This window comes from Tenacibaculum sp. MEBiC06402 (genome assembly GCF_049239625.1).
Taxonomy (GTDB): domain Bacteria; phylum Bacteroidota; class Bacteroidia; order Flavobacteriales; family Flavobacteriaceae; genus Polaribacter.
Genome location: NZ_JBMKKT010000086.1, coordinates 161,193 through 182,900 on the forward strand (window position 1 = coordinate 161,193; position 21,708 = coordinate 182,900).

The 21,708-nt window shown below is 31.9% G+C and carries 27 protein-coding genes and 1 tRNA gene; 22 read left to right on the forward strand and 6 right to left on the reverse strand.

The genetic code is table 11. The features are described from left to right. Window positions 1-6: 6 nt before the first annotated feature. The 3 genes from ACOSP6_RS04720 to ACOSP6_RS04730 are packed head-to-tail and all read right to left on the reverse strand — an operon-like array spanning window position 7 to window position 3,122. Window positions 7-1,176 carry an efflux RND transporter periplasmic adaptor subunit gene (locus ACOSP6_RS04720; protein WP_422094096.1) on the reverse strand — a complete coding sequence of 390 codons (1,170 nt, stop codon included), beginning with the start codon at window positions 1,174-1,176 and terminating at the stop codon, window positions 7-9. A 7-nt stretch (window positions 1,177-1,183) separates the two neighbouring features. Next, window positions 1,184-2,509 carry a TolC family protein gene (locus tag ACOSP6_RS04725; protein WP_422094095.1) on the reverse strand — a complete coding sequence of 442 codons (1,326 nt, stop codon included), beginning with the start codon at window positions 2,507-2,509 and terminating at the stop codon, window positions 1,184-1,186. Between the two features lie 4 nt (window positions 2,510-2,513). Continuing rightward, the gene (locus ACOSP6_RS04730) at window positions 2,514-3,122 is read right to left on the reverse strand and encodes a TetR/AcrR family transcriptional regulator (protein ID WP_422094094.1); all 609 of its coding nucleotides are present in this window, start codon (window positions 3,120-3,122) and stop codon (window positions 2,514-2,516) included. Between the two features lie 126 nt (window positions 3,123-3,248). On the opposite strand from ACOSP6_RS04730, the gene ACOSP6_RS04735 reads away from it, so the two are divergent. The 13 genes from ACOSP6_RS04735 to ACOSP6_RS04795 all read left to right on the forward strand — a co-directional run bounded on the left by ACOSP6_RS04735 (window position 3,249) and on the right by ACOSP6_RS04795 (window position 12,604). After that, window positions 3,249-4,220 carry a polyprenyl synthetase family protein gene (locus ACOSP6_RS04735; protein ID WP_422094093.1) on the forward strand — a complete coding sequence of 324 codons (972 nt, stop codon included), beginning with the start codon at window positions 3,249-3,251 and terminating at the stop codon, window positions 4,218-4,220. 51 nt (window positions 4,221-4,271) lie between these two features. Then, window positions 4,272-4,345, forward strand: a tRNA-Ile gene (locus tag ACOSP6_RS04740). 186 nt (window positions 4,346-4,531) lie between these two features. Next, window positions 4,532-6,136, forward strand: a complete 1,605-nt coding sequence (locus tag ACOSP6_RS04745; protein WP_422094092.1) for a vitamin K epoxide reductase family protein — start codon at window positions 4,532-4,534, stop codon at window positions 6,134-6,136. 332 nt (window positions 6,137-6,468) lie between these two features. Further along, window positions 6,469-8,655, forward strand: a complete 2,187-nt coding sequence (locus ACOSP6_RS04750) for a peptidase domain-containing ABC transporter (protein WP_422094091.1) — start codon at window positions 6,469-6,471, stop codon at window positions 8,653-8,655. A gap of 44 nt (window positions 8,656-8,699) precedes the next feature. After that, a complete protein-coding gene (locus ACOSP6_RS04755; protein ID WP_422094090.1) occupies window positions 8,700-8,906 on the forward strand; it encodes a hypothetical protein in 207 nt (68 codons plus the stop codon). Window positions 8,907-9,023: 117 nt separating this feature from the next. Continuing rightward, window positions 9,024-9,236 (forward strand): hypothetical protein, encoded by a 213-nt coding sequence (locus ACOSP6_RS04760; protein ID WP_422094089.1) that lies wholly within the window; start codon window positions 9,024-9,026, stop codon window positions 9,234-9,236. Window positions 9,237-9,247: 11 nt separating this feature from the next. After that, a complete protein-coding gene (locus ACOSP6_RS04765) occupies window positions 9,248-9,472 on the forward strand; it encodes a hypothetical protein (protein WP_422094088.1) in 225 nt (74 codons plus the stop codon). Between the two features lie 47 nt (window positions 9,473-9,519). Continuing rightward, the gene (locus ACOSP6_RS04770; protein ID WP_422094087.1) at window positions 9,520-9,723 is read left to right on the forward strand and encodes a hypothetical protein; all 204 of its coding nucleotides are present in this window, start codon (window positions 9,520-9,522) and stop codon (window positions 9,721-9,723) included. A 2-nt stretch (window positions 9,724-9,725) separates the two neighbouring features. Next, the gene (locus ACOSP6_RS04775; protein WP_422094086.1) at window positions 9,726-9,959 is read left to right on the forward strand and encodes a hypothetical protein; all 234 of its coding nucleotides are present in this window, start codon (window positions 9,726-9,728) and stop codon (window positions 9,957-9,959) included. 65 nt (window positions 9,960-10,024) lie between these two features. Next, a complete protein-coding gene (locus tag ACOSP6_RS04780; protein WP_422094085.1) occupies window positions 10,025-11,314 on the forward strand; it encodes an HlyD family secretion protein in 1,290 nt (429 codons plus the stop codon). Between the two features lie 77 nt (window positions 11,315-11,391). Continuing rightward, on the forward strand, window positions 11,392-11,637 hold the full coding sequence (locus tag ACOSP6_RS04785; protein ID WP_422094084.1) for a hypothetical protein: 246 nt from the start codon (window positions 11,392-11,394) through the stop codon (window positions 11,635-11,637). A gap of 494 nt (window positions 11,638-12,131) precedes the next feature. Next, window positions 12,132-12,323, forward strand: coding sequence for a hypothetical protein (locus tag ACOSP6_RS04790; protein WP_422094083.1), 192 nt, complete (start codon window positions 12,132-12,134; stop codon window positions 12,321-12,323). 92 nt (window positions 12,324-12,415) lie between these two features. After that, window positions 12,416-12,604, forward strand: a complete 189-nt coding sequence (locus ACOSP6_RS04795) for a hypothetical protein (RefSeq protein ID WP_422094082.1) — start codon at window positions 12,416-12,418, stop codon at window positions 12,602-12,604. 35 nt (window positions 12,605-12,639) lie between these two features. Here ACOSP6_RS04795 and ACOSP6_RS04800 read toward each other — a convergent pair whose 3' ends face one another. Beyond that, the gene (locus tag ACOSP6_RS04800) at window positions 12,640-13,230 is read right to left on the reverse strand and encodes a riboflavin synthase (protein ID WP_422094081.1); all 591 of its coding nucleotides are present in this window, start codon (window positions 13,228-13,230) and stop codon (window positions 12,640-12,642) included. Between the two features lie 55 nt (window positions 13,231-13,285). Between ACOSP6_RS04800 and pdxA the strand changes: the two genes are divergently transcribed. From pdxA to ACOSP6_RS04845, 9 genes are all read left to right on the forward strand, one after another. Next, window positions 13,286-14,320 carry a 4-hydroxythreonine-4-phosphate dehydrogenase PdxA gene (gene pdxA, locus ACOSP6_RS04805; protein ID WP_422094080.1) on the forward strand — a complete coding sequence of 345 codons (1,035 nt, stop codon included), beginning with the start codon at window positions 13,286-13,288 and terminating at the stop codon, window positions 14,318-14,320. A gap of 63 nt (window positions 14,321-14,383) precedes the next feature. After that, window positions 14,384-14,926 carry a YceD family protein gene (locus ACOSP6_RS04810; RefSeq protein WP_422094079.1) on the forward strand — a complete coding sequence of 181 codons (543 nt, stop codon included), beginning with the start codon at window positions 14,384-14,386 and terminating at the stop codon, window positions 14,924-14,926. Window position 14,927: 1 nt separating this feature from the next. Then, complete coding sequence (rpmF, locus tag ACOSP6_RS04815; protein ID WP_095069128.1) at window positions 14,928-15,122, forward strand: 50S ribosomal protein L32; 195 nt, start codon at window positions 14,928-14,930, stop codon at window positions 15,120-15,122. A gap of 132 nt (window positions 15,123-15,254) precedes the next feature. Beyond that, window positions 15,255-16,250, forward strand: coding sequence for a beta-ketoacyl-ACP synthase III (locus ACOSP6_RS04820; RefSeq protein ID WP_422094078.1), 996 nt, complete (start codon window positions 15,255-15,257; stop codon window positions 16,248-16,250). Between the two features lie 23 nt (window positions 16,251-16,273). After that, window positions 16,274-16,765 carry an acetyl-CoA carboxylase biotin carboxyl carrier protein gene (gene accB, locus ACOSP6_RS04825; protein ID WP_422094077.1) on the forward strand — a complete coding sequence of 164 codons (492 nt, stop codon included), beginning with the start codon at window positions 16,274-16,276 and terminating at the stop codon, window positions 16,763-16,765. 47 nt (window positions 16,766-16,812) lie between these two features. Then, window positions 16,813-18,150, forward strand: a complete 1,338-nt coding sequence (gene accC, locus ACOSP6_RS04830; RefSeq protein ID WP_422094076.1) for an acetyl-CoA carboxylase biotin carboxylase subunit — start codon at window positions 16,813-16,815, stop codon at window positions 18,148-18,150. Between the two features lie 69 nt (window positions 18,151-18,219). Next, window positions 18,220-19,458, forward strand: coding sequence for a 3-deoxy-D-manno-octulosonic acid transferase (locus ACOSP6_RS04835; RefSeq protein ID WP_422094075.1), 1,239 nt, complete (start codon window positions 18,220-18,222; stop codon window positions 19,456-19,458). A 2-nt stretch (window positions 19,459-19,460) separates the two neighbouring features. Next, on the forward strand, window positions 19,461-20,021 hold the full coding sequence (locus tag ACOSP6_RS04840; RefSeq protein ID WP_422094074.1) for a YeeE/YedE family protein: 561 nt from the start codon (window positions 19,461-19,463) through the stop codon (window positions 20,019-20,021). 1 nt (window position 20,022) lies between these two features. Continuing rightward, window positions 20,023-20,436 carry a DUF6691 family protein gene (locus ACOSP6_RS04845; protein WP_422094073.1) on the forward strand — a complete coding sequence of 138 codons (414 nt, stop codon included), beginning with the start codon at window positions 20,023-20,025 and terminating at the stop codon, window positions 20,434-20,436. Here ACOSP6_RS04845 and ACOSP6_RS04850 read toward each other — a convergent pair. Further along, window positions 20,433-21,038 (reverse strand): DUF4230 domain-containing protein, encoded by a 606-nt coding sequence (locus tag ACOSP6_RS04850; protein WP_422094072.1) that lies wholly within the window; start codon window positions 21,036-21,038, stop codon window positions 20,433-20,435. The two genes, ACOSP6_RS04845 and ACOSP6_RS04850, sit on opposite strands and share 4 nt — an antisense overlap. Before the next feature lie 42 nt (window positions 21,039-21,080). Then, the gene (locus tag ACOSP6_RS04855; protein ID WP_422094071.1) at window positions 21,081-21,665 is read right to left on the reverse strand and encodes a lipoprotein signal peptidase; all 585 of its coding nucleotides are present in this window, start codon (window positions 21,663-21,665) and stop codon (window positions 21,081-21,083) included. Window positions 21,666-21,708 lie beyond the last annotated feature (43 nt).

Genomic DNA, 21,708 nt, shown 5'->3' on the forward strand with positions numbered 1-21,708 from the left:
TGATTGTTATTTGGTTAATTTTAAAATCTTAACTTCTTGTTTATCTTTTACACTTCTTGCTCCTTCGTCAATAATTTGCATTCCGCTCTGTAAACCTTTTATTACTTCCACAACATCACCTTGTGTTTTTCCTGTTTCAATAATTACTTGTTTAGCTACAGATTTATCCTGAGAACTCTCAACAACATATACGTATTGCTCTCCTTTTGAATTTTCAGAAATAATACTTTGTGGAATTAAAATTGCCGTTGGGTTTGTATAATCGTTAATTTTTAATTTCGCCGTTAAATTTGGTTTGATTGACCTATCTTTATTAGGAACTCCAATTTCTACCTTAAATGTTCTGTTCGCTGGATTGATAAAATTTCCTGCTTGCCGAACTTCAGAGTGCACTTCTTTTCCTAAAATTGGAAACTCAATTTCAACCTCTTTCCCTTTCACCACAGAACTGATGTAAGTTTCAGGAACATCAGTTTCAATGTACATCTCTCCTAAATTTACAATCCTAAATACTTCAGCACCAGGCCCCGGAGAAACAACTGTTCCTTGCTCTTTAATTACATCATCTACAATTCCTGTAAAAGGTGCTCTAATTGTATATTTACCGATACTCTTTCGTAAATTAGTTACAGCATTTTTTTGTGCTTCGTAATTCGTTTTTGCCTGCAAATATTGAATTTCAGAACCAATTCTTTGATTCCATAAACGTTTTTGACGCTCATAAGTAGTTTTAGCTAACGCCTCGTTTGCTTCCAATTGAGCTAATTGATTTGATAAACCTCCATCATCAATACGAGCTAATGCTTGTCCTTTTGAAACTTTTTGTCCTTCCTTTACAAGAACACTAACTAGTTGACCTGGAACTTCTGGATATACCAAAACGTTCTTTTTAGTTTGAACGCTTCCTTGCAGCTCTAAATAGTGTATAAATTCCTTGGCATTTGCTTGAATTGTAGAAATTAAAGGAACCTTTTTATTTGTGTCTAACTTCGCAATTGCTGCATCTAACTGTTTAATTTGACTTGCAATATCTTGAGATTTTGTACTTAGCTCATCCTTTTTAGCTCTAATTTGCGTTAGATCGTTTGAAGCTAAAACAGATTCTACAGATTGCTCTTTGCTTCCACATGAGAATAAAAAAGCTGAAGTTACGGTTAGTATAAATATCTTTCTCATTAGTTGATTATTTAACTGGTATATTTAATGCGTTATCTAAAGTAGCTTTGCTTGAAATGATATTCAGCATCGCCTGTAAATAGTTGTTCTGTTGTGTATATAACTGATTTCTTGTTTCTAATAATTCGAAACTAGTAGTTACACCTTCATCAAATTTTATTGTTTGTTTTTTCTCGATTCGTTCTGCCAAGGCTAAATTCCTTTTTGCAGTACTGTAATTTTCAATACTTAATTGATATTGGCTTCTCGCCTGTTTTATTTGAAGGTTTAGTTTTTGTTTTGTTTCCTCTAGTCGAATATCAGATGACTCTAAAGCAATTTTAGCCTGTTTCGTTTTCGCTGTTCTGCCCAAACTACTAAAGATTGGTACATTTATACCTAAACCAAATACTGATGTAGAAATCCATTGTTGAGATGAGTCGAAAAAGGTAAAATCTTCTGCATTAGCCAATCGTGAGTAATTGATAAATGCATTTACACTTGGTAAAGCCTTACTTTTTTCTAATTTTAGAAGCAATCGATTACTTTCTCTATCGTTCTGTGCAATTCGATAATCAATATGATTATCCAAGTCAAACTTCTCGGATAATAATTCTAAGTTAGAGTTTTTCAAAACTAAATCTTCTAATGTTTCAGTTAAGATTAGTTTTGTATCGATCGGATTTCCTAATGCGATATTTAAATACTCGTAAGCAATTTCCACCATCCTTTTGGCATTTCTAATATTGCTTATTATATTTCCCTCAGAAATCTCAAATCGCTCAACATCTTCTTGTTCCGCTAAACCATTTTCATAACCTAGTCTTGCTCCTCTTAATAATCTATCGTTTACTTTTTTATTTCTTTCGAGAATTTGCACACTTTCCTCTGCAACTAAAACATTACCATAGGCATTTATTACCGCTTCTCTTGTAGCTAATTCAGTCTTTTCCTTTGCTTGCTCTGAAATTTTTAAATAAGTTTTAGCAGATTGCAATCCGACTAAATAAGAACCATCGAATAATAATTGACTCAATGTTACGGTTCCAGTAATATTATGCTGAGCATTAAAGTCTATATTTCCATCTTGATCAAAATCGACACCAGGAAACTGTCTTTTTAAATTATTCTGATAATTTAACGATCCATTAATTTGAGGTAAACCAGACGCAGTTGTTTCCCACTTTTTTTCTTTTGCAGCTTCAATATCATTTAGAGCTGTTTTGTTGTTGTAATTGTTCTTTATTGCATAGAAAACAGCTTCTCTTAAAGACAAACTCATTTCTTTTTTTTGTTGAGCATATACTACACTCATAAAAAACAAAACAAATACACTTAAAATGTATTTCTTCATTTGGTTAGTTTTCATTAATTATTTTTAATTGTTTTTCTAATTCTTTAACTCCTTTTTCAGTAGCAATCGCTCTTATATGGTATTCTAAAATCTTGTATTCAATTTTTACCAATTCTTGCATATTTTGACTATACATATCTGATTCAAACAGACCAAAAATCAAAGTGAAATAAAAGTTTGTGGTTAAATCAAGATCGATATCTTCACGATATAAACCTTGTTCAATACCTTTCTTTAAATTATCACCATTACAATCTTTAAACATGCATACTTCGCGATGCATCAATTTTGTATAAATTTCAGGATAGTATTTTCTTAATTGGTGCATTGGTGAGTCTTTTGCATTTTTAAACATTTCTTTAAAAATTGCCTTGATTGCAAACTCCTCCTCAATAGCGTTGTATTTTTTCTCTTTAATAAAATCTATAGTTTGCTCAATAGACTGATGAATTGTAGCACAAGATGCATCTACCAACGAAACTTTATTTGAAAAATGTTTGTACAATGTTTTTTTTGATATTCCTAACTCACCTGAAATATCATCCATCGTAACACTCTTAAACCCTAGATTTAAGAACAATTCCCCAGCTTTGTTTATAATTTTATCTCTCATAATTCGATGCAAATGTACGCAAGGAAACTTTAGAAACAAAAAAAGTTTCCTAAGTTTTAATGTTTTTTTAACATTGAATTTACCCAGTTGGTTGAATTACTTTATTTTTGCACAAAAACTTAACCTTTGGATTTAACTAAATATTATCAGCCTTTTATTTCTTATTTAGAAAAGCAAGATTTTAACAGAGAACCTAAGAATTTATATACTCCAGTAGATTATATTTTACAATTAGGAGGAAAACGATTACGTCCTTTATTAACTCTTATTGCTTGTGATGTTATTTCTAATTCGTTCGAAAAAGCATTACCAGCGGCAATGGCTGTAGAAACATTTCACAACTTTACTTTAGTTCATGATGATATAATGGATGAAGCCCCTTTACGAAGAGGAAAAGAAACAGTTCATGAAAAATGGGATATAAATACTGGGATTCTTTCTGGTGATGCCATGCTGATTTTAGCATATCAATACTTTGAAAACTACGAACCTGCTATTTTTCAACAATTAGCCAAATTATTTAGTAAAACAGCACTTGAAGTATGTGACGGGCAACAACTAGATGTTGATTTTGAAACTCGCAATGATGTTACCATACCTGAATATATTAAAATGATTACGTTAAAAACTTCTGTTTTAGTAGCCGCAGCTTTAAAAATGGGAGCCATTGTAGCCGAAGCACGTGAGGAAGATGCCAATGGTTTGTATAATTTTGGATTAAACTTAGGTATCGCTTTTCAACTTCAAGACGATTATTTAGATACGTTTGGTAATCCTGAAACTTTTGGTAAACAAATCGGTGGAGATATTATTGAGAATAAAAAAACATATTTATACCTTAAATGTCTTGAACTCGCAAATAATGAAGATAAGGAGAAACTGAAATTTTATTACAATCAAAAACTAGAGGATAGCTCTATCAAAGTTTCTGAAGTTACTCGCATATTTGAGCAAAATGATATTCCTTCATTAACACAAAACTTAATTCAAGAATACACAAATAAATCATTTGAAGATTTAAAACAGTTAAACATATCAGAATCAGCGAAGGAAAGTCTTATTAGTTTCGGGAAAAACTTAATGACTAGAAAAGTATAAAAAAGCCTTTCGGATTTCAAAAAATATTTTATTTTTGCAATCCATTTTACTGGTCCTATAGCTCAGTTGGTTAGAGCACCTGACTCATAATCAGGGGGTCCATGGTTCGAGCCCATGTGGGACCACCTTTAAAGCTTCACTTTTTGTGAAGCTTTTTTGTTTTTATGATTCTCTTATATTTTTTGTTAAAAAATAAAATAAATACTACTAATCATAGTTTTGATTATGTAAATTATACACTTTTACTTTAAAAGTATAACCAAAAAAGTTATATTTGGAGTAATTAGAATCAACCAAAATATTGTCCTCCGATGAAGAATCCACTATTTATGATAGTGCAGAGGCTGCTATCAAAAAATAAAATTGCATATGATAAGAAAGAACTTGCTTTTCAAATAAAAAGTCACCCTTCTTATCCAAGTTTACATGCAATTACTGGTGTATTAGACCATTTTAATATTGAAAATGTTGCAGCTGAAGTACCAACCGACATTCAAACATTACATCAATTACCTGAGAGTTTTATAGCTCAGATTAATACAGATGACGGAACAGATTTAGTAACTGTTTCAAAAGTAAAAAACAAACCTCAATACTCCATCTATTCTAGTTCAAGTAAAGACACACGACTATCTGAATCAGAATTTATCCAGAAATTTACAGGAATTATTGTCGCTGTCGAAAAAACAGAAAACGAAACAGCAGGAAAAACATCAAATCCAATTTTAGATTATGTTCTGCTCCTTGCCTTAGTTGGAATAACTGGTTTTTTAACTTTTGACAAAATAGGAGGAATCAGTCTTATGCATCTCTTATTATCAGTTTTCGGAATTGTTGCGAGTTACAGTATTTTGAAACAAGAACTAGGTGAAAGCACCTTAATCGGTGACGCTTTTTGTTCTGGTAATAATGAAAAGAAAGATTGCGATGCTGTTTTAAGCTCTAAGGGAGCAGAAATTATTAAAGGACATAAATTAAGTGATTTAAGTATTATTTATTTCATTGGCTTAACAATTGCTTCTCTTAGCTTAAGTTATTTTAATTCTGTTTATGTTATAAGCTTATTAGCTTTACCAATTACTCTTTACTCAATTTACTACCAATACCAAGTAGTTAAATCTTGGTGTACCTTATGTTTATCAATTGTTGGAATTCTTTGGTTTCAAGCCGGCTTAGTTTTTCTAAAAACAACGGATTTTAACGCATTACTAAATCTTCAAACCAAAGATATTGTAATTACAGCTTTAAGTTTTATTGGTACTTATTCAGCCTGGAGATATTTGAAACCGCTTATCAAAGACGTAATCGATTTAAGAAAGGAAAAAATTGAATCCATTAAATTCAAAAGAAATTTTAATCTATTTAATACACTATTACAAAAGTCTCCTAAGCTTAATACAACTCTAGAAAGTGCTGGAGAAATTATTTTAGGAAACAAAAAATCATCAGTAGAAATAACTATCATTACGAACCCTTTTTGTGGCCATTGTAAACCTGTACATAAATTGGTGGATCAAATAATAGAACGTTATCAAAACTTAGTAAAAGTTATTATTCGTTTTAACGTTCCTGTTGACCATCCTGATTCTAATGGAGTTGTTGTAACTAATCGACTTATTGAACTTTATCATGAAGAAGGAGAAAAAATCTGCATGGAAGCTATGAGCGAAATTTATGGTGAAGTCGATTATGATAACTGGATTGCCAAGTGGAAAAAGAGTACTGATTTTGCTAAACATCAAGAGGTGTTAAATCAAGAAAAAGAGTGGTGTAAGGCAAATGGAATTAATTTTACTCCTGAGATTTTAATCAACGGAAAAGCTTTTCCAAAAGAATATAGCAGAACAGATTTAAGTTTTTTTATTGAAGACTTAGACGAAAACTATAGTAACATTCCTCAACATACTGAACTATAAAAAAGACAAGCAAAGTCGAACTAACGACTTTGCTCTTTTTTGAACAATATTCTCTCGCGAAGAATAGACGCACTCAATGAGTGTCCAAAATGTTCGGCGCAAATGTAGTTTTAAAATTTTAATTTTTGTTAAAAAATAAATTTAAACTTGTAAAAGCCATGGTTTAAAGCTTAAGTAATTAAATTTTAAAACAACAAAATTGACAGAGAATTTTTTATAGTGTTTCTATTTTGAGATAAAATAAAAGAAGTACAATTTAAGAGAGCATAGAATAAAAGAATTAGTATTAACCCAAACTGGATAATGTTGCCCAGTTATTTTAACTGTATTTTTTGAAAAAATTTCCACATTACAAACAAACAGAAGCCAAAGATTGTGGGCCAACTTGTATAAAAATAATTGCCAAACACTATGGTAAAACTATTAACACCCAACAGTTAAGAAGCCTAAGTGAAACTACTCGTGAAGGAAGTAGCCTTCTTGGGTTAAGTGAAGCTGTTGAATCTATTGGTTTTAAATCACTAGGGATAAAGTTAGCTTTTGAAAAATTTATTGAAGCTCCATTACCTTGTATTGTACATTGGAATAAAAACCATTATGTAGTAGTTTACAAAATAAAGAAAAACACAGTCTATGTTTCAGATCCCGCTCACGGTTTAATAACTTTCACAAAAGAAGAATTTATTAAACATTGGATTGGAAATAACGCCGATGAAACAACGGAAGAAGGTATCGCATTATTAATTGAACCTACTCCTAAATTTTATTCAGAAGAATTTGAAAAAGACGAGAAATTTGGCTTCTCCTTTATTTTCAAATACGTATTCAAATACAAGAAGTTCATCATCCAGTTAATTATCGGACTTCTTGCTGGAAGTGTTTTACAGCTTATTCTACCATTCTTAACTCAAAGTGTAGTTGATGTTGGTATTGAAAACCAAGACATAAATTTTGTCTACCTTATTCTGTTCGCGCAACTTTTTCTTTTTTTAGGAAAAGCATCTTTAGAAATTGTTCGAAGTTGGATTCTACTGCACTTAAGTACTCGGATTAACATTTCTCTTATTTCCGACTTCTTTATAAAATTAATGAAACTACCTATTTCTTATTTCGATGTAAGAATGACAGGGGATTTATTACAACGCATAAACGATCATAAACGAATCGAAAGAATCCTTACCACTTCTTCCCTTACTGTATTATTTTCATTTGTAAATCTGATTATTTTCAGTTTGGTTTTGAGCTATTATAGCTTTCAGATTTTCGGAGTCTTTGTTCTTGGAAGTATACTGTACTTTTCATGGGTACTATTTTTCTTTAAAAAACGTAAAGAATTAGACTATAAACGGTTCTCTGAGGTGAGTCAGGAACAAAGTAAAGTAATTGAACTAATTAATGGAATGCAGGAAATTAAACTGCACAACGCTGAAAGAAGAATGCGTTGGAATTGGGAATACGTTCAAGCTCGTTTATTTAAAGTTGCTACCAAAAGTTTGGCTTTAGAGCAAACTCAAAGTGTAGGGTCTAACTTAATTAACGAACTAAAAAATATGCTCATCACAATTCTTTCCGCTAAGTTAGTAATTGATGGTGATATTACTTTAGGTATGATGATGGCAATTAGCTATATCGTTGGTCAGCTTAATGGTCCAATTACTCAGCTCATCAATTTCATGAGAGATTTACAAGATGCTCAAATTTCATTAGATCGTCTTGGTGAAATCCACAACATGGAAGATGAAGAAAGTCCTGATGATGAAAAGGTTACGAATATCCCAACAAATAATGACATTGAATTGAATAATATTTCATTTCGATATACTGGTGGTTTAGAACCTGTAATTAAAAATTTAACCCTCAAAATTCCAGCTAATAAAACAACCGCAATTGTAGGTGTAAGTGGAAGTGGAAAAACAACATTAATGAAGCTATTACTTGGTTTTTATCAAGTTGACGAAGGTGAAATAAAGATTGGAAATTTTAATTTTAGAAGTATCTCCCAAAAAGAATGGAGAAGAAATTGTGGTGTGGTAATGCAAGAAGGATACATTTTCAATGATACAATTGCTAAAAACATTGCTGTTGGAGAGGATTTCGTTGACAAGAAAAAACTAGCTCATGCCATTGATGTTGCCAATATTTCAGACTATATCGATGGTTTACCATTAGGTTTTAATACTAAAATTGGTAGTGAAGGAAGCGGATTAAGTACAGGTCAAAAACAGCGTATGTTAATTGCAAGATCTGTTTACAAAAACCCTAAATTTCTATTTTTTGACGAAGCTACTTCAGCACTAGATGCAAATAACGAAAAGGTTATTATGGAAAAACTAAACACTTTTTTTGCTGACAAAACCGCTGTTGTAATTGCACATAGACTAAGTACCGTAAAAAACGCACACCAAATTGTAGTTTTAGACAAAGGAAAAATAGTAGAGCAAGGAAATCACCAAGAATTAATTAAACTAAAAGGAAATTATTACAACCTTGTTAAAAACCAACTTGAACTTGGTAGTTAACAGCACAAAAACTGAATAATAATCAACCATTAAATTATAGAATAATGAAAAAATCAATCTTAAACTTAGGAACTATCCTAAACAAATCAGATCAGAAAAACATTTTTGGAGGTATTGAAATTATCCCTATCAAACCTTTCCCGTGTGAATTACCTGTATTAGCTCCACCTCCTCCAGGTTGTGATTGGGTTAAAACTGGACCTTGTACGTATAAATTAGTTTGTGACAGCATAGATATTTTGGTAAAGTAACTTCATCTATCAATATCACAAAACAACATTAAAATATTCTTTCGCGAAGAACAGACACAAACCTTGAGTGTCTTTAAATGTTCAAGGATTTAAAATCAATTTAAATCTTTTTTGATTATGAAAAAATCAATTTTAAACTTAGGCAAACTGTTAAACAAAGTTGACCAAAAAGCAATTAGTGGAGGTACATTAAGACCTACTAAATTTAAATGTCTTGTAAATTATGGAGACCCAAGATGTTGTACTCCTTCTGAATGTGGAGAAACAGGAGGTATTTGGCATCCGGGAGCAACAGGATATGGAACTTCTGAAAACTGTGCTTGTTTTTAATCCTTTGAATTATGAAAAAATCAATCTTAAATTTTGGTAAGGCTTTAAAAAAAGCAGAACAGAAAAACATAAAAGGAGGACAAGTTTTCGGAGGACCTTGTTTTGAATGGTGTGCTGATCCATACTTACAAGAGCTATATTGGAAACCTTTATACTGTAGTTGTAATACAGGAGGTTCTGGCGGTGGTAATAATAATCCTCCTGGTGGAGGAGGTGAACCAGTTGATCCAGTTTAACAGAATAAAAATTTAGAGATAAAAGTCTCTCATAAAATATCAAATAAATGATGAAAAAATCAATTTTGACATTAGGAAAAAACCTAAGTAAAGATCAGCAACAAACAATAAAAGGAGGTTATATACCTACCTTATATCAATTTTGCTGTACTAGAACGCAAGGATTTTGGATCAGTCAATATCCTTTTTTAGTAAACGATCCATATTATACTTGTACCAGTGATGTTTGTTCAAATAGAATAGAATTTTAATTATGAAAAAGTCAATTTTAAATATTGGTTCTATTTTAAATAAAAAAGAACAAAAGTTAATCAAAGGAGGACGTGGGTTTGGCATCTCAGATGGTGATTGTGATCAGGAAACGCAATCTCAAATAGCATGCTCAGCACAAAACAATCCTTGTGATTTAGACGCTGTATGTAATGAAAGAACAGGTCGTTGTGATTGTGACACAAGCGCAGGTTGGAATCCAGGATGGCCTTTTTAATTTTATAAAACAATAATTAATAGAGAGAGATTTAAACTATCTCTCTCTTTATACTTTTTAGTTCAATGCCACAAGACATTCAAGACATAGAGATTAGAAGTGAAGAGGTACAGGAAATTTTAACCAAAGTACCTAATTGGATGATTCGATATGGAAACACTTTAGTTTTTATATTGATTCTAATGTTGTTATTCATTTCATGGTTTATCAAATACCCAGATGTAATAACTTCTCAAGTTATGGTAACCACCTCTACTCCGCCAGAGAAATTATTTGCTAAATCCACAGGGCAGTTTGAAGTTTTTTTAGCAAGTGAAGGGACCGTAGTCTCACAAAATGAGGTCTTGGCAGTCATAGAAAACACAGCTTCGTATAAAGATGTATTATTATTAAAGAGCATTGTAGACACCATTCAGATTTATGACAATAACTTTTCTTTTCCAATAGATGATTTACCTCCATTAATGTTAGGAGATATTACAACTAGCTTTTCGCAATTTGAAAATGATTATTCAGATTATGTTTTAAATGAAAAACTAGCGCCGTTTAAATCTGAGACTTTCGCCAATAAAATGTCTGTTATTGAAGCCAGAAGACGTTTACAAACTTCTCTTTCACAAAGAGAACTAAACAAAAAAGAATTGGCCTTTCGAAAAAGTGATTTAGAAGTTAGTAGAAAAATGTTTGAACAGGGAGTTATTTCTGCTAAGGAAAAAAGACAAAAAGAAGTAGAATATCTTCAAGCCCAAAGAGCCTATGAAAGCAACGAGACATCTATTTCTCAAATGAGAGAGTTGATTAATAACTCTAAAAGAAATTACGAAGGAACTTCTATAAAGAAAACTCAAAATGACATTCGATTAAGAAAAAAAGCCATTCAATCCTTTTTATACTTAAAAAAAGCTATTAAAGACTGGGAAAAACTATATGCTTTAACATCGTCAATTGATGGTAAAGTTTCATTTTTATCTTTTTGGAATAAAAACCAAACTGTTAAAACTGGTGATTTAATATTCACTATAATCCCGGAAAACAGTGAGTCTTTTATTGGTAAAATTAAAGCGCCTATTGCCAATTCAGGTAAAATTAAAAAAGGACAAGCTGTACACATTAAATTATTGAACTACCCAGCAGATGAGTTTGGTAAATTAAATGGAACTGTGAAATTTATATCTCTATTCCCAGATTTGGAAGGAAATTATTTAATAGACGTTGAATTACCGAAAAAACTCATTACAACTTATGAAAAAGAAATTGAATTTAAACAAGAAATGACTGGAACGGCAGATATAATTACAGAAGATCTTAGACTTATTGAACGCTTCTTTTATCAGCTTAAAAATGTTATAAAATAATATATCGCGAAGAATAGACAGATACCTTGAATGTCTTAAAATGATCAAGGATTTAATAAACATTAAATCTTTTCAAAATGAAAAAAACAATCTTAAAACTAGGTTCGGTATTAACCAAAACTGAACTACAGAACATCAACGGTCAAATCGGTGGTTGTGATATCGCTCCTCCAGATTGCCCATGCATAGTACCTCCAAATCATCCTTGTTTAAATGGCGGTGGTAATGGTGGTAATGATACTGGTGTTTGCTTTACTCCTTTCGGTTCTTATACTATTTCTTGTAATAGTACTTGTAATGATGGAACACAACCCATTTGCTAAATAGTTATTCGTATAAACAACTTCTAACAGAAGTCATAAACACGTAATAATAGCCACCAAAAGTTAAACTTTCATAAGATTAACCTCTGAGGCACAAAAGAACACTACAACAAGTTCAAAAACTTGTTGTAACAGTTCTATTGCATAATAAACTTACACTTTTAGCGAAGAATAGACATATTCCTTGAGTGTCTTATAATGTTCAAGGGTTTAATCAATTAAATCTTTTCAATTATGAAAAAATCAATTTTAAACTTAGGAAAGAAACTAAACAATTTTGAACAAAAGCAAATCAATGGTGGTTGGCATAGCTGCTACACATCGAGCCAATGCTCAGGCCGTTATGACTGCTGTAGCGGAGGACGTTGCATAGATACATCCCACGCCATACTAGAACCATATTGCTCTTAGAACAAATTATCGCGAAGAATAGACATACTCCTTGAGTGTCTATAAATGTTCAAGGATTTAAATCTTTTTAAATCATTTCGATTATGAAAAAATCAATTTTAAAATTAGGAAAACAATTAAACAAAGCTGATCAGAGAAAAGTAAATGGTGGTGTTACAGTGGCCTACTGCAATGAAGGAGGAAGAGCCTTAATAGCATGTATTGGTGGAGAACTTTTAGGATACTGTAAAGGTCCACAAGGAATTTACACTATTTTCTTAGGACCTTGCTTTTAAAGTAAATTTAAAAATTATCGCGAAGAATAGACATACTCCTTGAGTGTCTTTAAATGTTCAAGGATTTAAAATCATTTTAAATCATTTCAATTATGAAAAAATCAATTTTAAAATTAGGAAAGACTTTAGAGAAGTCTGAGCAAAAACAAATTAACGGTGGTGCCAGTTGTCCAACTTATCCGGCTAGTAGATGTTTAGCTTGTGGCGGATACCCGTTATCAAATGGATGCTGCTTAGGAACGATGGAAACGCATCAATGTCTTAGAGGTGTTATTGAATAACATTAAAAAAAAGAGTCGTCTTTAAAGACGGCTCTTTAATTCTTATAAGATTGTAATCTTGCTACGTATTTACCGATTACGTCAAATTCCAAATTTACTTTTGTACCAACCTTGAAGTTTTTAAACACAGTGTGTTCTAAAGTGTAAGGAATAATGGCAACACTAAATTTACTTTCCTCAGAATTAATTACTGTTAAACTAACTCCATTCACCGTAATTGACCCTTTTTCAATAGTAATATTATTATTATCCGAGTGGTATTCGAATGTAAACATTGTACTTCCATCCTGATCTTCGATTCCAACACACACACCTGTTTCATCAACATGACCCTGAACGATATGACCATCCAATCGATCTCCTAACTTCATCGCCCTTTCTAGATTCACTTCGTCGCCAACTGAGATATCTCCCATATTGGTCTTATCCATTGTTTCTTTTATGGCTGTAACAACGTACTCATCACCACTAATTTCAACTACAGTTAAACACACTCCGTTATGCGCCACGCTTTGATCTATTTTTAATTCATTAGTAATAGCGCTCTTGATGGTAAAGTGAATATTCTCTAAATCCTTTTTAATATTAGAAACTACTCCAATAGTTTCAATGATACCTGTAAACATTGTTTAAATTTAGTTACTTTTGTTTGCATCAAAAATACGACATCAAAAGTCTAATATGGAAAAAACAAATAAAATTATTGTAGGTATTTCATTAGGTGATGCTAATGGAATTGGTATAGAAATCATATTAAAAACATTTCAAGACAAACGAATGTTTGATTTTTGTACACCTGTTTTATTTGGTTCCAACAAAGTTATTTCGTTCCATAAAAAGGCGTTAAACCTAAATAATAGTATCCACGGAATTCATTCTTTAGATAAAATTGTTCATGGAAAACTGAATTTAATTAACATCAGTAAAGAAGAATACAAAATTGACATTGGTAAAGCAACTCAAGACGGTGGTAAATTTGCACTAAAATCTTTAACTACTGCTACCGAAGCTTTAAAGAACAATGAAATTGACGTACTAGTAACAGCACCAATTAATAAAGATAATATACAGTCAAAAGAATTTGACTTTCCTGGTCATACCGAATATCTTGAAGAGAACCTGGAAGGGAAAAGTTTAATGATTTTGATGACCGAAGATTTGAGAATTGGTTTAATTACTGGTCACATTCCTGTTTCAAATATTGCAGAAACAATTACTCCTGAATTAATTACTGAGAAAGTAAACATCATGGAGCAATCATTGAAACAAGATTTTAATATTAGCAAACCGAAAATAGCAGTTTTAGGACTAAATCCTCATTGTGGAGATAAAGGAGTAATAGGAAAAGAAGATGATGAAATAATTAGGCCAACGGTTCAAAAAATAAAGGAAACGGGAAAATTAATTTTTGGCCCATATGCGGCAGACGGTTTCTTTGGTTCTAAAACTTACAAGCAATTTGATGGTGTTTTAGCAATGTATCACGATCAAGGTTTAGCTCCGTTTAAAGCATTATCGTTTGGAAATGGCGTAAATTTCACTGCTGGTCTTAACAAAATCAGAACATCACCAGATCATGGAACTGGTTTTGATATCGCGGGTAAAAACAAGGCAAACATCACATCTTTTGAAGAAGCATTATTTACTTCTTTAAAGATTTTTAGAAACAGAAAAGAATACATTGACTTAGAGAGGAATAGATTAAAATCAAAATAATCTTTATTTATTCCTTATTACAAAACATTTTATTATATTTGCGCCCTCAATTTGATATTGTAAATGAAAGGATTAAAAGAATATAATATTTCTTTTGTTGGTTTGAAAGAAGGAAGCCATGATTTTCAGTATCAGATAGACAATAAGTTCTTTGAAGAATTTCAGTACACCGAGTTTAACGAAGTTAACATTAGTGCGAACATTAACTTAGTTAAAAAAAGTACACTTTTGGAATTGTATTTCAATATTGAAGGAACAATTAATGTCCCTTGTGATATTACCAACGAATATTTTAATCAAGAAATATCAGGGAATTTTCCTTTAGTAGTGAAGTTTGGACCTGAATTCAATGATGAAAACGAGGAGATATTAATTATTCCATATGAGGAATACCAAATTAATGTAGCTCAGTACATCTACGAATTAATAGTTCTTTCTGCTCCTACGAAAAGGACACATCCCGATGTACTTAACGGAACAATGAAATCTGAAACTTTAGAGAAGTTAAAAGAATTAGAAATAAATAACGAAAAAACAGTTGAGGAAGAATCGACTGACCCTAGATGGGATAAATTAAAAGATTTACTAACAGGAAAAAACGAGTAAAATGGCACATCCTAAGAGAAAAATATCAAAAACTAGAAGAGATAAGAGAAGAACTCACTATAAAGCTACTATGCCTCAGATAGCTGTTGATCCTACAACTGGTGAAGCTCATTTATACCACAGAGCTCACTGGCACGAGGGTAAATTATATTACCGTGGTCAAGTTGTTATTGACAGCACAGAAGCTGAAGCTTAAGATATTTACCCAATTATTAAACTGGGTTTAAGTAATTTAACGCCAAAAACGTATGTTTTTGGCGTTTTTTTAGTTACAAAGTGAAAAAAAAATCACTACTTTTGGAAACTGAATTTACTATCCGTAAAAGATATGAATAAAACAACTGCAGCAATTACAGCAGTAGGAAAGTACGTCCCTGATTATATTCTAACCAATAAGGAGTTAGAAACTATGGTGGATACTAATGATGAATGGATTACTACTCGAACTGGAATCAAAGAACGCAGAATTTTAAAGAAAGAAGGAGAAGGTACTTCATACATGGCTATTAAAGCTGCCGAAAACCTTATTGAAAAGAACAATATTAATCCTAAAGAGATTGATCTTGTAATTGTGGCTACAGCTACACCTGATATGCCAGTTGCTTCGACTGCAGTGTATACTGCAACTAAAATTGGTGCTGAAAATGCATTTGCTTACGATTTACAAGCAGCCTGTTCAAGTTTCTTGTATGGAATGTCAGTAGCATCTAGTTATGTAGAGTCTGGAAGATATAAAAAGGTACTATTAATCGGTGCTGATAAAATGTCTTCAATAATTGATTATTCGGACAGAGCAACATGTATCATATTTGGTGATGGCGCAGGTGCTGTTTTATTTGAACCTAACGAAGAAGGTTTAGGTTTTCAAGATGAATATTTAAGAAGTGATGGCATAGGTAGAGATTTCTTGAAAATCGAAGCTGGTGGTTCCATTTTGCCTCCTTCTGAAGAAACAGTAAAAGAAGGTCAACATTTTGTTCATCAAGAAGGTAGGACAGTATTTAAGTTTGCTGTCTCTAACATGGCAGATGTTTCTGAAAAAATATTGGAAAGAAATAATCTAACCAAAGAAACTGTTAATTGGTTAGTACCACACCAAGCTAATAAGAGAATTATAGAAGCTACAGCCAATAGAATTGGTTTAGATGATGAAAAAGTAATGATGAATATTAGTAGATATGGTAATACTACATCAGCTACTTTACCTCTTTTACTAGCCGATTATGAAAAAGAACTGAAAAAAGGAGATAATTTAATTTTTGCAGCCTTTGGTGGTGGATTCACATGGGGATCTATCTACCTGAAATGGGCATATAACAAATAGACAATCAACTAAAATTATAAACAATGGACATTAAAGAAATCCAAAATCTTATTAAGTTCGTAGCTAAGTCTGGTGCCAGTGAGGTAAAATTAGAGATGGATGATGTAAAGATTACGATTAAAACTGGATCTGACACTCCAGAAACACGAATCATTCAAGCTTCAATGCCAGCTGCTCCACAAATGATGGCGGCTCCAGTTGCTGCTGCTCCACAACCGGTAGCAAGCGAACCTGCAGCTCCAGCGGCTCCGCAAGCTACTGAAGATGATTCAAAATATGTAACTATCAAATCTCCAATTATCGGAACATTATACCGTAAGCCTTCTCCAGACAAACCTGTTTTTGTAGAAGTTGGTTCTGAAATTAAAGCTGGAGATACAGTTTGTATTATTGAAGCAATGAAACTATTTAACGAAATTGAATCTGAAGTTTCAGGAAAAATCGTTAAAGTTTTAGTAGATGATTCATCACCTGTTGAATTTGATCAACCTTTATTCTTAGTTGATCCATCTTAATTTAAGTCTTATAACTCAATCGATTGAGTTTAAAAAACTTATCAATTATGTTTAAAAAGATATTAATTGCCAATAGAGGTGAAATTGCACTTCGTGTAATTCGTACCTGTAAAGAAATGGGCATCAAAACTGTAGCTGTATACTCAAAAGCAGATGCTGAGAGTTTGCACGTAAGGTTTGCTGATGAAGCTGTATGTATTGGTCCTGCTCCAAGTAACGAGTCTTACTTAAAAATGGACAGAATTATTGCTGCTGCTGAAATCACAAATGCTGATGCTATTCACCCTGGATATGGTTTCCTTTCTGAAAATGCAAAATTTTCTAAGTTATGTGAGGAGCACGATATTAAATTTATCGGGGCAAGTGAAGAAATGATCTCTAAAATGGGAGATAAAGCAACTGCAAAAGCAACAATGATTGCTGCAGGTGTACCATGTATTCCTGGATCTGAAGGAATTTTAGATTCTTACGAAGAAGCTGAAAAAATCGCTGTAGACATGGGATTCCCTGTAATGCTTAAAGCAACTGCCGGAGGTGGTGGTAAAGGGATGCGTGCTGTTTGGAAAAAAGAAGATTTAAAACCAGCTTGGGATTCTGCTCGTATGGAAGCAAAAGCTTCTTTTGGAAACGACGGAATGTACATGGAAAAATTAATTGAAGAGCCAAGACATATTGAAATTCAAATTGTTGGTGATTCATTTGGTAAGGCATGTCACTTATCTGAAAGAGATTGCTCTGTTCAACGTCGTCACCAAAAATTAACAGAAGAAACTCCTTCTCCATTTATGACTGATGAATTAAGACATGCAATGGGAGAAGCTGCAGTAAAAGCTGCGGAATATATTAAGTACGAAGGTGCTGGAACGGTAGAATTTTTAGTTGATAAACACCGTAACTTCTACTTCATGGAAATGAACACTCGTATCCAAGTAGAGCACCCAATTACTGAAGAAGTAGTTGACTACGACTTAATCCGTGAGCAAATTTTAGTAGCTGCTGGAGTGCCAATTTCTGGTAAAAACTATACTCCTCAATTACACTCAATTGAATGTAGAATTAATGCGGAAGATCCACATAAGAACTTTAGACCTTCTCCAGGTAAAATTACTTCTTACCATGAGCCAGGTGGCCATGGAGTTCGTATTGATACACATTCTTATGCTGGATATACAATTCCACCAAACTATGATTCAATGATCGCTAAATTAATTGTAACTGCACAAACACGTGAAGAAGCAATTAACAAAATGAAGCGTGCTTTAGATGAGTATATCATTGAAGGAATTAAAACAACAATTCCTTTCCATAGACAATTAATGGATCATCCTGATTATGTAGCTGGTAATTACACTACAAAATTCATGGAAGATTTCGAGATTAAGTAAAAAAATATCTCTTTATATAAATTAAATCAGTGGCTAGTCCACTGATTTTTTTATTTATAATTTAGCCTCATGATTGTTATTTATAATTTCATCATTCATATTGTATATTTTTTCATCAAAATAATAGCTGTTTTTAATTCAAAACTGAAATTGTTCGTTGATGGACGTAAAAACACTTTTAGTGCTTTAAAAGCTATTAAAAAAGACGATAAAGTATTTTGGATTCACGCAGCTTCTTTAGGTGAATTTGAACAAGCGAGGCCAATTATCGAGCAATTAAAAAGGCTGTACACAGATTATAAAATTGTAGTTACCTTCTTCTCTCCTTCTGGATATGAAATTCGTAAAAACTATAATTTAGCCGATGTGGTTTGTTATTTACCTTTTGACACTTCAAAAAACATGAAGCGTTTTATTCAACAAGTACATCCCGATTTGGCAATAATAGTTAAGTATGAATTTTGGCCAAATTTGTTGAATGAACTTCGAAAAACGAATACTAAAACAATTTTGGTTTCTGGAATATTTAGAAAAGATCAACTGTTTTTTAAATCTTACGGAAAATGGATGCGAAACTTCCTATCTGCATTCAACCACTTTTTTGTACAAAACGATACCTCTAAACAACTACTTACTAAAATTAACTTCAATAACGTTACTGTTTCTGGAGATACCAGATTCGACAGGGTTTATAAAATATTAAATCAAGATAATTCTATTGATTTTATAGAAGATTTTAAAAACAACACTTATACTGTAATTGCTGGAAGCACATGGAAAGAAGATGAAGACTTACTTGTAAATTATATCAATAAAGTTGCTACGGATGAGGAAAAATTTATCATTGCTCCCCATAAAATAAACACCGAAACTATTGCATCACTTAGGAAATCAATCCTTAAGAAAACAATTTTATACTCTGAAAGAAACAATGTGAATCTTAAAGAATATCAAGTTTTCATTGTTGACACTATTGGATTGTTAACTAAAATTTATTCATACGCTAATGTAGCTTATGTAGGTGGTGGATTAGCAACTGGTTTACACAATATTTTAGAACCTGCAACTTTTGGCGTACCGGTAATTTTTGGTGGAAAAAAGCATCATAAATTTAACGAAGCACTAGAATTAATTGAATTAGGAGGAAGTAAAACAATTACAAACCAAGCAGAATTAAATACTATTTTAGCTGCTTCAAAAAATGATATTAAACAACGAATAGCTATGGGAGAAACTTGTAAAAAATATATTCGTAATAATACTGGTGCAACTTCGACTATTCTTAATTATATAAAAGAACAAATTTAATAATGGACATACTTTTACAACCTTGGCCGTGGTATGTATCTGGACCTTTAATTTCTTTAATCCTTTTCTTATTTTTTTACTTTGGTAAACACTTTGGCGTATCGAGTAATCTTGAAACTTTATGCACTATTGCTGGCGCAGATAAATTTTCTGAGTACTTTAAAAAAGATTGGAAAGAACGAGATTGGGCGTTGGTTTTTTTACTAGGTTTAATCATCGGAGGTTATATCAGTAGCGAGTTTTTAACTCCAAATGGCATCGCCTCTATTAACCCTGAAACTATTGTTGATTTAAAAGAATTAGGAATCACTTATCAAGAAAATGCCTATGTTCCTGAAGAGCTTTTTAGTTTAGATAATATTCTAACAATAAAAGGTTTCTCCATTCTAATAATCGCAGGCATCTTAATCGGTTTTGGAACCCGCTACGCCGATGGTTGTACCTCTGGACATGCTATTACTGGATTGAGCAACTTACAATTACCTTCTTTAGTAGCTGTTATAGGTTTCTTTATTGGTGGTTTGATTATGATTTGGTTACTATTCCCTTTAATTTTTGGATAAGATGAAGTATTTGAGATTTTTACTTATTGGGATTCTTTTTGGAATTATTTTAACGAAATCGGAAGCGATTTCTTGGTATCGCATATATGAAATGTTCAAATTTCAATCTTTCCACATGTATGGAATTATTGGTACAGCAGTTACCATTTCTATGGTGTTCATGTTTCTTTTTAAAAAGAAATTTATTAAAGATCATTTGGGAAATCCGATTCAACTAAAAAACAGAAAAAAAGAATACGTCAGAACACTAATAGGCGGCACAATTTTCGGATTGGGTTGGGCGTTAGCTGGTTCTTGTCCAGCTCCTATTTTTGTACTTTTAGGAAATGGTGTGATTTCTATTTTAATTGTATTATTTGGAGCGTTATTGGGCGCTTTTATTTATGGAATCCTAAGTAAAAAACTACCTCACTAATCTTTAAACAAATTTAACTCAATCAATTTTTGCTCGGTGTTATCTACCACTTTCCAATTATAGATTTTAGATAACTGATAAAGCTTAGACAATTCTTCAAATAAACGTGTTTTAGCTTTTGTTTTCTGATCCGTTAACTCTATGGTTTCCTTTATCCTTTCAATAGCCTTAGAATTAACCGTATTCAATTCTTGCTTGGAAAAAGTATTAAACTGACTTTGTTTCAAATCAAAGTATTTCACATCCGGAGAAATTACCACTTCCTCTTCTGGTATTTTATTGATTACTATTTCTTTATTTAAGCTATCAATTTGAATGTCTAATTTAGATAAATCATAACCAACTTCAACCTTTGCGTTGACTGATACGATTGCCTTTTTTTGAAACTGTAAATAATCAAAGAAGTACTTCTTAGTATCTGAAAAACTATACATTTCAGAATAATTTCCTTGAGACACAACTAACTTACTTAAGTTTTTAATCTCATTTACCATGACTTTTACCTCTTCGGTTTGATATTTTGGCTGTTGCCTATCATACCAAAATTTAGCAATTAAAAATCCTAATAAAAAAACGGCAAGATATTTTACAAATCGAATCATCTTTTTATTGGAAAGGTACTAAAAAAGGTTTTGAAAAATAAACTAAGCTTCTTCTTTCTTAGGAAAAGCTTGTTTGTGAAAGATAAATAATAAAACAACTCCAATGCTTATCCAACTATCTGCTCCATTGAAAATCGCATTGAAAAACGTAAAACTTTCACCTTGGTAAATTGGAAAATAAAGCATATCAACTACTTTTCCGAAAAATAATTCACCATAAGTTTCTTCTGCAAATAAAGTAGCTACTTCTCTACCTCCTGGAGTATTGAAAATAACACCATAAAAAACAGAATCAATAATATTACCCACAGCTCCGGCTAATATCAAAGCTATGGCAATAACAACTCCGTTATGAACTTTGTTTTTAATAGTTTGTGCTAGCCAATAGATAATTCCAGACACAGCTACTAATCTAAATAAAGTTAAGAATAACTTTCCTGCTTTTCCACCAAACTCAAAACCCCAAGCCATTCCGTTATTTTCGGTAAAATGAATTCGAAACCAGTCAAATCCTAATACTTTAATTTCTTCTCCAAGATAAAAATGAGTTTTTATATAAATCTTACTAATTTGATCTATTAAAATAGCTAGTATAACGGTAAGGATTGCAATGTTTTTCTTTGACATTTATTTGATTTAATAGCGACAAAAATAAGAAAAGAAATAGATA